This is a genomic window from Companilactobacillus miaonis (assembly GCF_036913615.1).
Classification (GTDB): Bacteria; Bacillota; Bacilli; order Lactobacillales; family Lactobacillaceae; genus Companilactobacillus.
The window spans coordinates 38666-53139 of the sequence record NZ_JAYKTX010000011.1 but is presented as its reverse complement, the minus strand read 5'-3'; the positions used below and the strand labels follow the sequence as shown (position 1 = coordinate 53139).

The window sequence follows — 14474 nt, the reverse complement described above, 5'->3', positions numbered from 1 at the left end:
TTTCAAGGTTTATTCAGTAAACTTATCAAAACGTTTACAATTACTTCCTTATTTACAGAATTTTTCCCGGATTATTTAATAAAAATAATAATAAAAGTAGTACTATTATCTACATAAAAGCAATTTGAGGGAGATAACAGATATGTTTAAAAAGGGAAAGAACATATTCAGTTTATTAGTCATAATCCTGTCAGTTTTCATGAACAGCTCAATTACTACTGTCATGGCAGCAGATAATAGCACTGATTATGGTGATCAATTTATTACTAGTGTCAATTTGAAAAATTTGACTACTAATGAGGAACCAGTTACTTCTAGCAACATTAACGATTCTTTGCAGGCCACTTGGAACTTTGCCATTCCTCAAGGCAAAGGAATTAAGGCTGGCGATACGATGACGGTCAAGATTCCTGAAGCTTTAGTTCTGAATAACGATATTTCAGGTGTTTCGATTGAAGATAAGAAAACTAACAAGCAAATTGCTACCTTGTCTGCCACTCGAAGCGACAAAAAGATCCGTCTAACTTTTACCGATTATGCTCAAGAAGCTGACAATACGAGTGATATTTCCGGTAGTTTCCAGTTAACCACTGGTTGGGATAAGAATTTCATCACTACTCAAAAAGACGTCCCGATTGTTTGGACGTCTAACGGTTCTACTTCTGATCCCAATACCGGAACGACAATCAACGTCGACACTGGTACGGGTCCTGACAAAAATGAAGTACTTTATAAATGGGGAGCATACGAAGAAACTGGCTCGAATAAAATTCTTTGGCAAATTCGTGTAAATTACAAAGGAAATTCAAGCCCAAATACAATCAATAACGCTGTCTATACGGATATTGTTGGAGCTAATCAAAAATTAGTTCCAGATTCAATTCACGTCTACAATATTAAGTATCATCCTAATAGCTATAACTACGACCTAGGTTCTGAATTAGATTCTAGCGTTATAACGGACACCTCGGATTCTGGATTCAAAGTCAATTTTGGGAATATTTCTAGTACGTACTTCATTGAATACGAAACTGAGCAAACTGATAACGGCGTTTCGTACAATTACTCCAACACCGGTGTTTTAAATGGTAACAATCAAACTTTAGCTACTATTCCAATTACTTCGCCGGATAATAATGCTTCTGGTAGTGCCAATACTTCAGAAAATACTGTTAATATAACCGGTACCAAGAAATGGGTTGGTGACACCGAAGCAGACCGTCCTGATAATATTCAAATCGATCTTTATGCCAATGATGTCAAGGTTCAATCGACAACAACTGATCAAACTAAGAACTGGCAATACAGTTTCTCCAATCTCAAGAAATTTGCGACAAATGGTTCCCAAATAGTTTACTCAGTCAAAGAAGCTAATACTCCAAAAAATTACACTAGTTCTAGCAGTGGCTATGATATTACCAATACCTATAAAAGCGTGACACCACCTGCTGAAACTACTGATTACAAAGTTTCCAAAGTTTGGGACGACGACAACAATATTGATAAAATTCGTCCAACATCGATTAATGTGCAATTGCTCGACAGTAACAATAAAGTCGTCGATACGGCCACTTTGAATGAAAAGAACAATTGGACTTACACCTGGAAAAAATTAACGAAAGCCGATTACCATGTCGCTGAAACCAAAGTGGATGGCTATTCAACAAACATTAATACCAATGGTAATAGTGCCGTTATAACGAATACTCATAAAGTTACAACTAGTTTTACCGTTACAAAGAAATGGAGCGGTGATACTGATACAGATCGTCCCAAATCTGTTATCGTACAATTAACTGCTGATGGTAAAGACTCCGGTAAACCAGTAACTTTAAATTCTGATAATAATTGGACTTATACTTGGAACAATTTAAGTAAAGATAGTAAATACTCAGTCACTGAACAAGCTGTCTCTGGTTATACTTCTAATATTGATATCACGGATAATCAACATGCGATAATTACGAATATCAAAAAATCTTCAACAGTCGTTCCGACTGTCCCCGCAACTCCAGAGGAACCAAAGAATCCAGAGCCTGCCACTCCCGCAACGCCTGAAACACCAGTGACACCTGATAATCCTTTGCTTCCTGACCCAGAAACAGAGACTCCAAGTACTCCATCCACATCTGAGAATCACAATCCACTTTTACCACAAGTACCTGATACCTCAACTAATCAGACTCATCAAAATAGTCACGATACCTTGCCACAGACTGGTTCATCAGCAACTTGGTTCTACACTATTTTGGGATTGATCTTATTAGATTTGATTGGAATTTTCATTTTAAATAGAGCTACCAAAAAAGCCTAGTCGATTGACTAGACTTTTTTTATTGGTTTTCACGATTATATTTTTCACGTAACGCGTTAACTCGTAATTCTACTTTTTCGTTTTGATTGATCTTGGCAAATGCTAAAGCCTCACTTAAAAGATTATCGATTGTTTCATGCGATTCCTCTTCATACATTGCAATTTCCGCTGCCAACAATTTTAATCGTGGTAAGTAATACGTGATGTGTTGCTCAGAACACAACTTGATTCCGCGTTTGACCAAATCATCGCTCTTTTTGAATTCGCGTTGGTTAATTAAAAATTCAGCTGTGTAGAAAACTAGTGTCAGGATTCTCAAGTAAACGTTCACGCCACTTTTTTGGAAGGTCTCATCTTTGTGAATATCGATGTAATTCCAAACTTTGCCGAAGAAGAACTTTGCTTGTTGCTCCTTCTTCATATTCTGATACATCTTGCCCAACCCGATATATGCCAAATAGCTATAAATGCTTTGATGGCGTTCATCCAAATCATCTAAAATTTGGGCAAAGTTAAAGAAGACTTCTTCTGGTTTGCCTTTGGTCAATGCAAGGTAGAGCCCTTTTTGATAGTAAAATTGCATTTTCAAGGCATCATTATTTATTTCATCGATTTTAATTTCAGTTAAACTTTGAGCGACCTGTGAATAACTCTCCATCATCAATTCACTTTCAATTCTATCTAAAACCATTTTCATATGGGTAGTTGATTCAATTGAGTTGCGATACAAGTCATCAACTGACAAACCTAAACGTTCACATAGCTTGCTTAATATAGCAAGAGAAGGGATTCGACCGTTGTTCTCAAACTTACTGAGCGTTGATTGTGTGCAGATACCCTTGCATAACTTCACTTGGGATATTTTCAACGATTTCCTTCGTTCAATAAAAATATTAATATCCATAATTTTTTCCTATATTCTGAATCCAAGAAATATTTTATGCGGGATAAAAGCTAATATTCCGCACTTATTTGAATGCAAAATGTTCCTTTACTGATACTATTTATTATCTAATTTATATCATTATTTGTAAATACATATTACGATATTTATATTGAAACAAATTTTCATAAATTATGTGTTAAATTTTAAGCAAATTATTCGTATAATGCTGATTTCATTCACATTTGACCATTTTCATAATTAAATGAAAAAAACCATGACATTTTTCCAAGACTGCGGTATGATATATCCCATGCTACAAATACAGTTGTTCACGAATCGTGAACAAAAGAATTGAGGTTAATATGGCTAAAGATAATTTGAGCCGTAGTTTGTCATCACGACAAATGCAAATGATCGCCCTCGGGGGAACAATTGGTGTTGGTCTATTCATGGGTTCAGCTTCAACAATTAAATGGACTGGCCCATCAGTTTTACTCGCTTATGGATTAGCAGGTTTAATCCTTTATATGGTAATGAGAGCTCTAGGTGAAATGTTATACGTTGATCCTTCGACTGGTTCTTTTGCCAAATATGCCACTGAATATTTACATCCGGTAGTCGGTTTTTTAACTGCTTGGAGTAACGTCTTCCAATACTTAGTAGTAGGAATCAGTGAAGTCATCGCGGTTGGAACTTATCTCGAGTTTTGGTTCCCAACGATGCCAAAATGGATTGCCGGAGTTGTGGTAGTTATAACATTATGCCTGGCTAACCTCTCATCTGTCAAAGCATATGGTGAATTGGAATTTTGGTTTGCATTAATTAAAGTTTTAACCATTATTATGATGATCATTTTAGGATTCTTCGTAATCGTTTTTGGAGTCGGAAACCACGGTAATCCCGTTGGTATCAGTAACCTTTGGACTAATGGCGGCTTCTTTACTGGTGGTCTGAAAGGATTCATCTTTGCTCTGTCGATTGTCGTTGCTTCCTATCAAGGAATCGAAGTCATCGGAATCACTGCTGGTGAAGCTGAAAATCCACAAGAGAATATCGTTCGAGCTATTCGTTCAATCGTCGGTCGTATTTTGATTTTCTACATCGGAGCAATTTTCGTTATCGTTGCAATCTACCCTTGGAATAAATTAGGCGTTATGGGTTCACCATTCGTCGAAACGTTTGCCAAAGTGGGAATTACCTTTGCGGCAGAAATCATCAATTTTGTGATGCTAACAGCTGCTATGTCAGGCTGTAATTCAGGAATTTTCAGTTCCAGCCGAATGCTTTATACTCTCGGTTTAGAAAATCATTTACCGAAATCATTCGTTAAACTGTCACGCCATAACGTTCCGTACATCCCTGTTTTAGCCATTTCAATCGGTATTTTGATTGGTCTAGTTTTGAATTATGCTCTTCCTGTCTTTTTCCATACTTCCAATAATATTTTCGTAATCGTCTACAGTTCAAGTGTCCTACCTGGTATGGTGCCTTGGTTCGTCATCTTGTTCAGTGAATTGCGTTTTAGAAAAATTAATAAAGAAAAGATGAGAGATCATCCCTTCAAGATGCCGCTATTTCCAATCAGTAATTACTTGGCAATCTTTGCTTTAATTGTTATTTTGATTTTTATGTTCTTGAATCCGGAAACTACTTTATCGTTGTTAGTCGGAGTTGTTTTTTTAATCGTTATGACGGTAATTTATTTTGTTAAAGAACGGAAAAAAGTTTAAAAAAGAGAAATCCTTTTTTTTGAGGGATTTCTCTTTTTTTTTGCGTTTCTTTTTTTGGATAACCATGGTTCTTCGCGATATAGCTAAAACGCGTTCCAGCCAACAGGAGTCAACATATAGCTATGCTTCCCAAATCGCCCGCAAAGTACGGCGGGCAATTCGTGAAGCTAGGCTATCTGCTGACTCCTAACCGTTGGCTTCCACGCTCTATAGAAATGTACTTACATCCCTCACATCATAACGAACTGACTTCGTAAATTCTCCATCTGGTTTACCAATAGCAATTGATGTAATCGGAATATATCTGTCCGCATCCAATCCCAATGCTGGTACTACTTTATCAAAGTAATATCCTGACATAGCATTAGCTTCATAACCATGTGCTCTAGCTACTAGCATCAATTGCATTGCGGCCATACTGGCGTCGATAGTTGCGTCTTTTTCTAGGAAGCTTCTGTCAGCTTTTTCATACAGAGGCAAGAAAGTGTTGAAAATCTTATCACGTTCCTGTTCGGTAATTCTGCCATCTTCACAAGCTTTATTCCAAACATCACGATACTTCAAATGTGATTGAGTATCACCTAATACGAAGATCAAGGCTGAACAAGTATCTGTTTGTGGGTAATTGAATGGCATCATAACTGAACGGGCTTTTTCTTTGCCTTCTTTATCATCACAAACTACAAAATGCCACGATTGCAAGTTACAAGCCGATGGTGATGTGATTGTTTCTTCCAACATCTCAGAAATTTCTTCACGACTGATTTTGACATCACTCTTGAATTTTCTATATGAGTGACGGTTCAACAAAATATCCTTAAAATCATTATTCACTAAGTTTCTCGTTGCGTCCATAAAATTACTCCTCCAATCTAACTCTACTTAAATTCTAACGTTTTAAAGTTAGTTTGTAAACGATTTCACAATGTACCTAAGCTATATTGGTAGTTAAAAGTGCCGTCTTCCGCACAAGTCCTGTGATGGACTGGAACGCTGCCGGCACAGGTTTTGTACTCCAGGCTAGATCCTTGTATTTCAACGACTTCTAGTTGGGATACAGCATCTATTCATATTAAGTACTTAATTGTTTTAAAGTCTGGATACATTCCGATATTTCAATATATTTACTTGTATTTCTAATCAAAAAGAACAGAAAATATTCTTTTTTTATATTATTACTCTCATATCCAAATAGAAAATTCACAATAGCAAATTAATACTCCAAATTCCACATCAGAATAGAACAACTATTCCCACCCAAACGGAAAGCCAATAAAAAATAGATCCGTTATTCAATCCGGAGCAACAGCTCTGGGAAATTCAGCTGCGAAATTCTTGTTAATGCTTTAGCATTTACAAGAAGGCCAATCTTGAAGACAATTCCCGCTTTTGGAATTGGCTCCAAGTTGTGCCCAGAGCATTCCAATTTTCCAGAGCTGTTGCGGAGGATGGCATACTTCACCCACCAAACAAAAAAAATACCCCAACCATTTCTGATTGGAGTACTCATCAAAATCTATTTATCTGTTTTCTTAGATTTTTTATCTAAACCATGCTCACGCATCTCATGCCACTGTGTCAAACTGATCAAACCTGACATTGTAACTGGCAATGCGAATACTAACACGATCAAACCAATGATTACACCTAGAGCAACTTGGATCAAAGTTGTAACCCCACTTGGAATCAAAGCGGCGAAGGTACCACTCAAGATAATAGCGGCACTGATAACAACCGCACCGATTGCCGTAGCGGCCCGAAGCATTTGTTTCTTCAAGTCGGTTCCATCATGATCATCCTTATAACGAATCATCAAGAAGATACTGTAATCAACACCTAAAGCCATCAACATGATGAAGGTGAAGAATGGTGTGTTCCAACTCAACAATGGTCTGCCTAAGAAGGTTGAAGAAATGATTCTTGTCAAACTCATTGATACCGCGTATGCAGCTAACAAAGTAGCGATAATTGTCATTGGTTGTAATAGTGATTGGATAACCACGATCAAAGCAATTCCAATACCGATTACCATAATGATAGCTGTCCGCTTGAAGTCACCGTTAGCTAATGTTCTCAAGTCGTTATCTTGTGATGTTTGGCCACCTAGAGCAACTTGAGCACCATCCAAGGCACCATGTTTAACTTGTGCTTTGATATCTTTTTGAAGACGTTTGAATTGCTTATTAGCTTTTTCAGAGTTTGGATCACCTTTTAGAACAACTGTCATTGTAGTGATCTTATTGTTGTCAGCCATGTAAGTATCAAGTGCTGGCTTGAAGGCCTTAGAATGAATAGTTGCTTTTGGTAGATAGAAATCATCACCGATGTATGACTTTTGTAATTCTGTTAGATAGTCATTCATCGTATCGTTACCTTTAGCAAGAGTAGTCAATCCACTTGAAGCACTGCCTAAACCATTTTGAAGTTCTTCAACTTGTGAAGACATAGCTTGTAACTTAGTATTCAATGTTTGAACACCGGTATTCACTTGTTGTGAAGCTGAGTTAACTTGACTAGCACCACTGTTCAAAGTTGAACTAGACGAATCCAAAGTACTTGTTCCACTAGCTAAAGTAGAAGCACCACTAGCGATTTGTGAGTTAGCACTAGCTAGAGAACCGGCACCAGATGCCAACTGACTTGAACCGCTAGCCACTTGATTAGCTCCACTAGATAGAGTTTGTGTTGCACTGGATAATTGACTGATTTGGCTAGTCATACCAGGCAAAGCACTTGTAAATTGATTGATACCACCATTTAAGGTTGAGGCACCTGAATTTAATTGATTAATACTACTTACTAATGTAGCAATCTGATTAGTATCTAATTGACCGTTAGTCATCTGACTCAAAGCCGAATTTCCTTGCATTGCGGCAAGTAGTGGTTTGAGTTGGTTGACAGCAGTTGTTAACTCATTCATTTCCTGAGCTAAAGTATTGCTACCAGAACTTAGTTGTTGAACTTGACTTGATAAAGCAGGCAAACTAGATGCTGCACTACCCACACTAGATGCTAATTGACTGGATCCACTTGCTACTTGGTTAGCTCCACTTGCCAAAGTTTGTGAACTAGTTGCTAACGTATTAGCACCAGTAGCTGCTTGACTTGAACCAGAAGCTAATTGTTGAGCACCTGAATTAGCACTTGAAACTCCAGCTGTGTATGTACTCAAGCCAGATTGCAATTCTGCAGTTCCACTAGCTAGTTGTTGAGTACCATCAGCTAGTTCTTGAACCTGGCTCATACTGCCACTGATATTGGCATTTTGTAATTGAGTATTAGCACTGTCTAAACCAGATTTGATCTTGTTCAAACCTTTCTTAGAAGTATCTAATCCTTTAGTAATTGTCTTAAGTTGATCACGCAAATACATTGAACTGATCTTGCTGCCACCTGGTTCAGTTACTGAAGCAACTGTTTTAACACCGTCTTCTTTTTGCAAATACTGTGTCAATTGGTCGATGGCCCCAAGGCTAGCTTGTGTATCTAATTTTTTATCACTCTTAATATAAACCGTAATTGGGGCGGTCATCCCTTTAGAGAAGTGATCTTGAATTACTTCATAACCAGCTTTTGACTGGTAACTACTTGGTAACTCATCAGCATTATTAAAGTTTAAGTCACCATTCATCGTCATAGCGAACGGAATAGCAATCACAGCTACGACTGCCAGCATAATTGCAGGTTGTGCCAAAGCTGCCTTTGATAATCCGTGCCATAGGCGACTAGAACTGCTACCATTGGAAATCTTGCTTGGCCAGAACATCTTTGGTCCAAGTGTTGCCATGAAGAACATGTTTAGAGTCAATAGAACTGGCAATAAGACTACGACACCAATAGCAACGGCTGAAGCACTTTGATAGAATGAGAACTTCGCTAACCAGAGAACGGAGAAACCAATTAGAACAGAGAGTCCGGAATAAAGAACCGTCCGACCACCATGTTTTCTAGTCTCTCGCATCGCGTCTACCGGATCTAGGCCTTCTGCAAGCGCTCCTTTGAAGTAATCATAAAGTAAAATATTGTAATCAGTCCCAATACCAAACAAGACTACGACCAGGAAGACTTGTGTAAAGTTAGAGATTGGGAAATTCAAATGTTGAGCCAAATTCATGACTACACTCAAACTGGTAATAAATGCCACACCAACGTTCAATAATGAAATGATTGGAACAATTGGTGAACGGAAGACTAAGATCAAGACGATAAAGATGAAGATAACCGCAATAACCTCAGTCTTTTGGATTCCTTTTTCAGTAACAGTTGAGAAGTCATCGTTCAACGGATCAACACCGGTGATATAAGTCTTCACACCTGCTACCTTTAATTGTTTTGTCAAAGCATCGACTTGATGTTTAACCGAACCATTTTGTTTAACGGTAATTTGGGCTAACTGAGTCGTTTTATCCTTAGAAATCAATTGTTTTTTGGTTTCAGCATTATCAGTTGGACCCATTACGTTAGAGATATCTAATCCTGATTGATCATCAAGATTTTTTAAACTATCTTTAATATCAAGCGATTGTTCAGAAGACAACTTACTGTTTCCATTACTGAAAACAGCAGTATAAGTCCGAACCGACTTATTATTGTTAGCCTTCTTTTGAATTCGATTGGCAACTTCACTTTCGACATAATTGGGTAGATTAACTCCACCATTTTCACGAACTAACTGTGAAACATTTGGCATTGCAATCAACGCAACTACAATGATTACAAGCCAAGCAATCAATGCCGGCCATTGTTTCTTACGAAAATTATTCATAATAACCACATTCCCTTAATTAAAATCAGATATCCATACTTGGACAGTTGTCAAAATACAAATGTAATGATAAAGTGAAACCGAAAATAGAGCAAGAGACAAGTCTTAGAGATTGTCTAGATTTTTACAAATTATGAAAAATGTCCAGAATTGAGGCGCTTACATTTTGAAATATGATCCTAACAAGAAACAATCACGTGGTATAGAACGCACTCAACGCGCGTTTGCGGGTGCAATGTTTAATTCTTTAGCCGAAAAGCCGTTCGATAAAATTACAGTAAATGAGATTTGCCAAAGAGCTGATTATCCTCGGGCAACTTTTTATAATTACTTTAATGATAAGTTCGATTTGCTAGATTTTTGTTGGTATAAAATTGCTCAAGATATTAATATAGAGATTCCTAATCCCAACATGGACAAATCGACCATCATTCAAAATTTTGCCCAAATTTATAAATTATTCGATCAATATCATATCTTGTTTCAAAATATTATCGACAATAACCCTATTGATAGTCAGCTAGTTAATCACTTTATTCACTACTTCACGGCGGTGATTTATGAGTCGATCAAATCCAATTTGAATTTGAAAGCTATCAAGACCCCGGCTGAATTAGTGGCGCAACATTGTAGTACAACGATTATTGAAGTTTTGAAGTGGATCTTTTTAGGGAAGCACGATGTTAGTTTGGAAGATGCCGAAGATTATTTGAATGAATTGTTAAGCGGACCAGTACATGTTTAGAGAGCGTGGAACAGGGGCGCTCAGCTCCCGGAGGATAGTGGAACGCGTGTTGACTATTCCGCATATAACCATGGTTATAAAATAAAAGAAATTTGGTATTAAAAAAGAGGAACTTTTCCGAATTTAAAGAAAAGTTCCTCTTTTTATATTGCGTGATTTCTATTCCTAATTACCAAACTTCCTTAGTTTGATCGTAAACGCGTTCCACAGGCCAGGACTTGGACATATAGCTACGCTTCCCAAATCGCCCGCAAACCCCAGCGGTCAATTCGTGAAGCTAGGCTATCTGCCAAGTCCTAAGCGGCCTGTTACACGCTCTTAAAAAATAGCCAGTCCCCCTGCTGGATTCCCCCAGTCAGGTTCTTGTGCTGTAACGACTAACTTCTCGTTAGTAAAAGCGTTCAATCCCAATTGACTAAGTTCTCTACCATAACCGGAACCTTTAACACCACCAAATGGCAATTCTGGAAGTGAAACCAAGAATGAGTTAACAAAGACCATTCCGGTTTCAATCTTTTCAGCAACTCGATGTCCATGTTGAGCATCCTTTGAAACTACGATTCCGCCTAAACCTAATTCAGAATCATTAGCTAAATCGATTGCCTCTTGATCAGAGCTCACTTTAAAGACTTGAGCAACTGGTCCAAACAATTCGTCATAAAACTCAGGATTGTCTTTTTCAATATCCGTCAAGATAGTAGGTTGAATAAATTGACCTGGTAGGTCGATTGGTTGATTGCCATAGTAAACTTTCGCACCATTTTCAACGGCTGTATTGATTTGTTTTTGTAACTTCTCTTTAGCACGTTTGGAGTTCATTGGAGCAACAGTAGTATGCTCATCCATTGGATCTCCTGGAACTAATTTTTCAAAGTTATCCTTTAATTTCTTCAAAAATTCATCGTATAAATTGTCTGCCACGATAAATCTCTTAGCAGAGGTGCAAACTTGACCGGCGTTATACATTCTAACCCGCCAAGCTAAATTAACTGCTTGATCAACGTCAGCGTCAGACAAAACTACAAAAGCATCGGAACCACCGAGTTCCATTGAATTTTTCTTCAAATATTTACCGGCTGTTTGGGCAACCGATTGTCCACCACGTTTTGATCCAGTTAAAGCTACACCTTGAACCCGAGGATCAGCGATGATTTCACTAACTTGATCGTAACTGGCAAATAGGTTTGTCAGACTACCAACTGGAGCCCCTGCTTCTGAAACAATCTTCTCAAAAGCTTGAGCGGAAGCTGGAGTGTTTGAAGCGTGCTTTAAAATCATTGGATTACCAACGATAAAGTTCGGTGCAAAGACACGCATAATTTGATAGTACGGAAAGTTCCAAGGTTCGACCATCATCAAAACACCTGTTGATTGATGAAGAATCTCCGCATCACCAGTATTGCGACTAGAAATTGGAGTTGGTTTCAACATTTCCTCACCATTGTCAGCGTAGTAGTCGGCGATAATCGCACACAACTCAACCTCACCCTTAGACTCTGACAAAAGCTTTCCCATGTCGATTGTAGCAATTTTAGCCAATTCAGTTTCGTTTTCTCGTAACAAAGCAGCTATCCGGTGCAAAATTTTACTCCGGTCACTGATTGGTTCGTCGCGCCATTTCTTATAAAGTGCTTGCCCGTTGCTTAAGGCTGTTTCTATTTCATCGGCCGTTGCATCAGGAAAGGTTTTTACTAGTTCGTTATTATATGGATTGACTGTTTTATATGCCATTTCTAATCCTCCTAATTTAATTCTCACTTTCAATTTTAATGTAAACGTTTTATTTTACAAGTATTTAATCCGTCCACAAATTAAATTGGTACTGTCCAATTTGGGAAATAAATCACGAACTTTCAAAATATAATAAAAAAAGAGTACTATAGAGGTTATATATAATGAAAGGTGTCTACTTATGGGCGTTTTCTTCTCCAGTATTCAAGGAATACTAATAATTATCGGACTGATTGCCGTGGGTTATGGTCTAACTCATCTCGGTTGGTTTTCTGAAAATACAACTAAAATGATTGCTAAGTTGGTTACGCAAGTTGCTTTGCCAGCTTATATGATTTCTACGATCACCAAAGATTTCACGGCTAAAAAATTAATTAAATTGCTACCTGACCTAGCTGTACCGGTCTTATCGATGACTATTTTGATTTTCATTTCAATTTTGCTGATCAAAATTTTGAAAATCGATCCTAAACACAAAGGTTTATTTGCTTCAATGTTTTTCAATTCCAACACTGTCTTCGTCGGCCTTCCCGTCAATATGGCTTTGTTTGGTGAAAAGAGTTTACCTTACGTTTTGGTTTATTACATGGCCAACACGACTTTCTTTTGGACTCTAGGAACTTACTTAATTCAAATGGATGGTGAAATCAAAGGTAAATTCAAACTAAAAACGACTTTGAAAAAAATCTTCTCACCACCACTGATGGGTTTTATCATCGGATTGATCTTAGTCATTTTCCATATTCAACTACCTAACTTTTTAATGTCCGATTTTGAATATTTAGGTAATCTAACGATTCCACTTTCGATGATTTTCATTGGTATTTCTATTTACAATGCTGGTTTGAAAAACATCTCCTTCCACAAGGATAATTTGGCAATTCTCTTCGGAAGATTTATCTGTGCTCCACTTCTAATGGCTGCACTCTTCTTATTTATCCCCTCAACTCCATTGATGCGACAAGTTTTCATTGTCCAAGCTGCCATGCCAGTTATGACCAACGCTCCCGTTGTTGCCAAACTTTATCACGCTGATTCCGACTACGCTGCTATCATGGTTACTGAAACAACATTATTGAGTTTGATAGTAGTCCCAATCATTATGGTTTTAATTAAGTAAAAATTTCACAATATAAAGCTAGATAAAACATAGGATTCTCTCCAATTTTTTTCACAATATTGTATCTTCAAAGTATGAAAGGGATTACAATATTCCTATACAGTTGAAAAGGGAGTGGAATTCTATGTTTTTTATTGATACATCAAGAAATGGGAAACCTGTTTACAATGCCATCGTTAATCAATCGCTAGATAACTATTTGGTCAACGATTTACGTCTCAAAGGACACGGCTTAATTTTGTATATTAATAACCCTTCTGTCATTGTCGGTGTGCATCAAAATGCCTACGCCGAAGTGAACTTCCCTTACCTCAAGGAAAAGAACATCCAGTTAGTCAGAAGAACTTCCGGTGGGGGTGCCGTTTATCACGATTACGGCAATTTCATTTTTGAAAATATCGTCATCGGAAATGATGAACACTTTGGCGACTACGGTTACTTTGCTAAACCAATCGTCGACGCCCTACACGAAATGGGTGCCACTGGTGTCGAGATGCGTGGCCGAAATGATATCGTCGTTGATGGTAAGAAATTCTCCGGAATGACGATGTTCAAAGTCGGTGATTCTTTTGCGGCCGGAGGAACTTTAATGTTTGATCTCGATATGGACACTGCCAGCAAAGTCCTAACACCTGAAAAAGATAAATTGGAATCAAAGGGTGTCAAATCCGTCAACAAACGCATCACTAACATCAAATCATACCTCGACGAACCTTATAGAAGCATGACCGCTGATGAATTCAAAACTGAATTGCTTAAACACATCTTCCACGTCGATAAACTATCCGACATCGAAACTTATACTTTAACTGATCATGATTGGGAAATTATCGATTCCCGCTTGAAAGACAAATATGATACCGATGCCTGGAACTACGGCAAGAACCCCGGTTTCACACATTACGTTTCCAAGCATTACGATATCGGTACCGTTGCCTTCAACTTCTCACTTAAAGACGATAAAATCTCAGCTGTAAAAATTTATGGAGACTTTATTACTGGAGGAGATATCACTTTAATTGAACAAGCCTTACTAGGAGCTGAATTCACCAATGAAGGATTGAATAAAGCACTCGCAAAGATTGATTTAGCGGCTAATTTAGGTAAAATCGAACCCCAAGTTCTCGTTGATCTGTTGCTTTCAAAGTAAAAAAAATAACCGTTATAACGATGTTATAGCGGT

The 14474-nt window shown here is 37.7% G+C and carries 9 protein-coding genes; 5 read left to right on the top strand and 4 right to left on the bottom strand.

From position 1 onward, the window contains the following. Window positions 1-142: 142 nt before the first annotated feature. The gene (locus U8521_RS10050) at window positions 143-2314 is read left to right on the top strand and encodes a Cna B-type domain-containing protein (protein WP_334352629.1); all 2172 of its coding nucleotides are present in this window, start codon (window positions 143-145) and stop codon (window positions 2312-2314) included. Window positions 2315-2333: 19 nt separating this feature from the next. Here U8521_RS10050 and U8521_RS10045 read toward each other — a convergent pair whose 3' ends face one another. Beyond that, window positions 2334-3218, bottom strand: a complete 885-nt coding sequence (locus U8521_RS10045; protein WP_334352628.1) for a helix-turn-helix domain-containing protein — start codon at window positions 3216-3218, stop codon at window positions 2334-2336. Between the two features lie 344 nt (window positions 3219-3562). Here U8521_RS10045 and U8521_RS10040 point away from each other — a divergent pair, with 344 nt between their 5' ends. Next, entirely contained in the window at window positions 3563-4930 is a 1368-nt protein-coding gene (locus U8521_RS10040) for an amino acid permease (protein WP_334352627.1), read from the top strand. 207 nt (window positions 4931-5137) lie between these two features. On the opposite strand, the gene U8521_RS10035 is transcribed toward U8521_RS10040, so the two are convergent. Both U8521_RS10035 and U8521_RS10030 read right to left on the bottom strand, forming a co-directional pair. Continuing rightward, a complete protein-coding gene (locus tag U8521_RS10035) occupies window positions 5138-5785 on the bottom strand; it encodes a nitroreductase family protein (protein ID WP_334352626.1) in 648 nt (215 codons plus the stop codon). Window positions 5786-6446: 661 nt separating this feature from the next. Continuing rightward, on the bottom strand, window positions 6447-9695 hold the full coding sequence (locus U8521_RS10030; RefSeq protein WP_334352625.1) for an MMPL family transporter: 3249 nt from the start codon (window positions 9693-9695) through the stop codon (window positions 6447-6449). Between the two features lie 166 nt (window positions 9696-9861). Here U8521_RS10030 and U8521_RS10025 point away from each other — a divergent pair, with 166 nt between their 5' ends. Then, a complete protein-coding gene (locus U8521_RS10025; RefSeq protein WP_334333127.1) occupies window positions 9862-10440 on the top strand; it encodes a TetR/AcrR family transcriptional regulator in 579 nt (192 codons plus the stop codon). A 318-nt stretch (window positions 10441-10758) separates the two neighbouring features. Here the strand turns inward: U8521_RS10025 and U8521_RS10020 are convergent, their stop codons facing one another. Next, window positions 10759-12171: an NAD-dependent succinate-semialdehyde dehydrogenase gene (locus U8521_RS10020; protein ID WP_334352624.1), complete on the bottom strand. Its 1413-nt coding sequence runs from the start codon at window positions 12169-12171 to the stop codon at window positions 10759-10761. A gap of 181 nt (window positions 12172-12352) precedes the next feature. Here U8521_RS10020 and U8521_RS10015 point away from each other — a divergent pair, with 181 nt between their 5' ends. Both U8521_RS10015 and lplA read left to right on the top strand, forming a co-directional pair. Then, a complete protein-coding gene (locus U8521_RS10015; RefSeq protein ID WP_334333129.1) occupies window positions 12353-13291 on the top strand; it encodes an AEC family transporter in 939 nt (312 codons plus the stop codon). A gap of 124 nt (window positions 13292-13415) precedes the next feature. Then, window positions 13416-14441, top strand: a complete 1026-nt coding sequence (lplA, locus tag U8521_RS10010; RefSeq protein ID WP_334352623.1) for a lipoate--protein ligase — start codon at window positions 13416-13418, stop codon at window positions 14439-14441. Window positions 14442-14474: the final 33 nt, after the last annotated feature.

Coding starts and splice junctions, on each gene's coding strand:
- U8521_RS10050 (WP_334352629.1), top strand. CDS start 143: ATGTTTAAAAAGGGAAAGAACATATTCAGTTTATTAGTCATAATCCTG.
- U8521_RS10045 (WP_334352628.1), bottom strand. CDS start 3,218: ATGGATATTAATATTTTTATTGAACGAAGGAAATCGTTGAAAATATCC.
- U8521_RS10040 (WP_334352627.1), top strand. CDS start 3,563: ATGGCTAAAGATAATTTGAGCCGTAGTTTGTCATCACGACAAATGCAA.
- U8521_RS10035 (WP_334352626.1), bottom strand. CDS start 5,785: ATGGACGCAACGAGAAACTTAGTGAATAATGATTTTAAGGATATTTTG.
- U8521_RS10030 (WP_334352625.1), bottom strand. CDS start 9,695: ATGAATAATTTTCGTAAGAAACAATGGCCGGCATTGATTGCTTGGCTT.
- U8521_RS10020 (WP_334352624.1), bottom strand. CDS start 12,171: ATGGCATATAAAACAGTCAATCCATATAATAACGAACTAGTAAAAACC.
- U8521_RS10015 (WP_334333129.1), top strand. CDS start 12,353: ATGGGCGTTTTCTTCTCCAGTATTCAAGGAATACTAATAATTATCGGA.
- lplA (WP_334352623.1), top strand. CDS start 13,416: ATGTTTTTTATTGATACATCAAGAAATGGGAAACCTGTTTACAATGCC.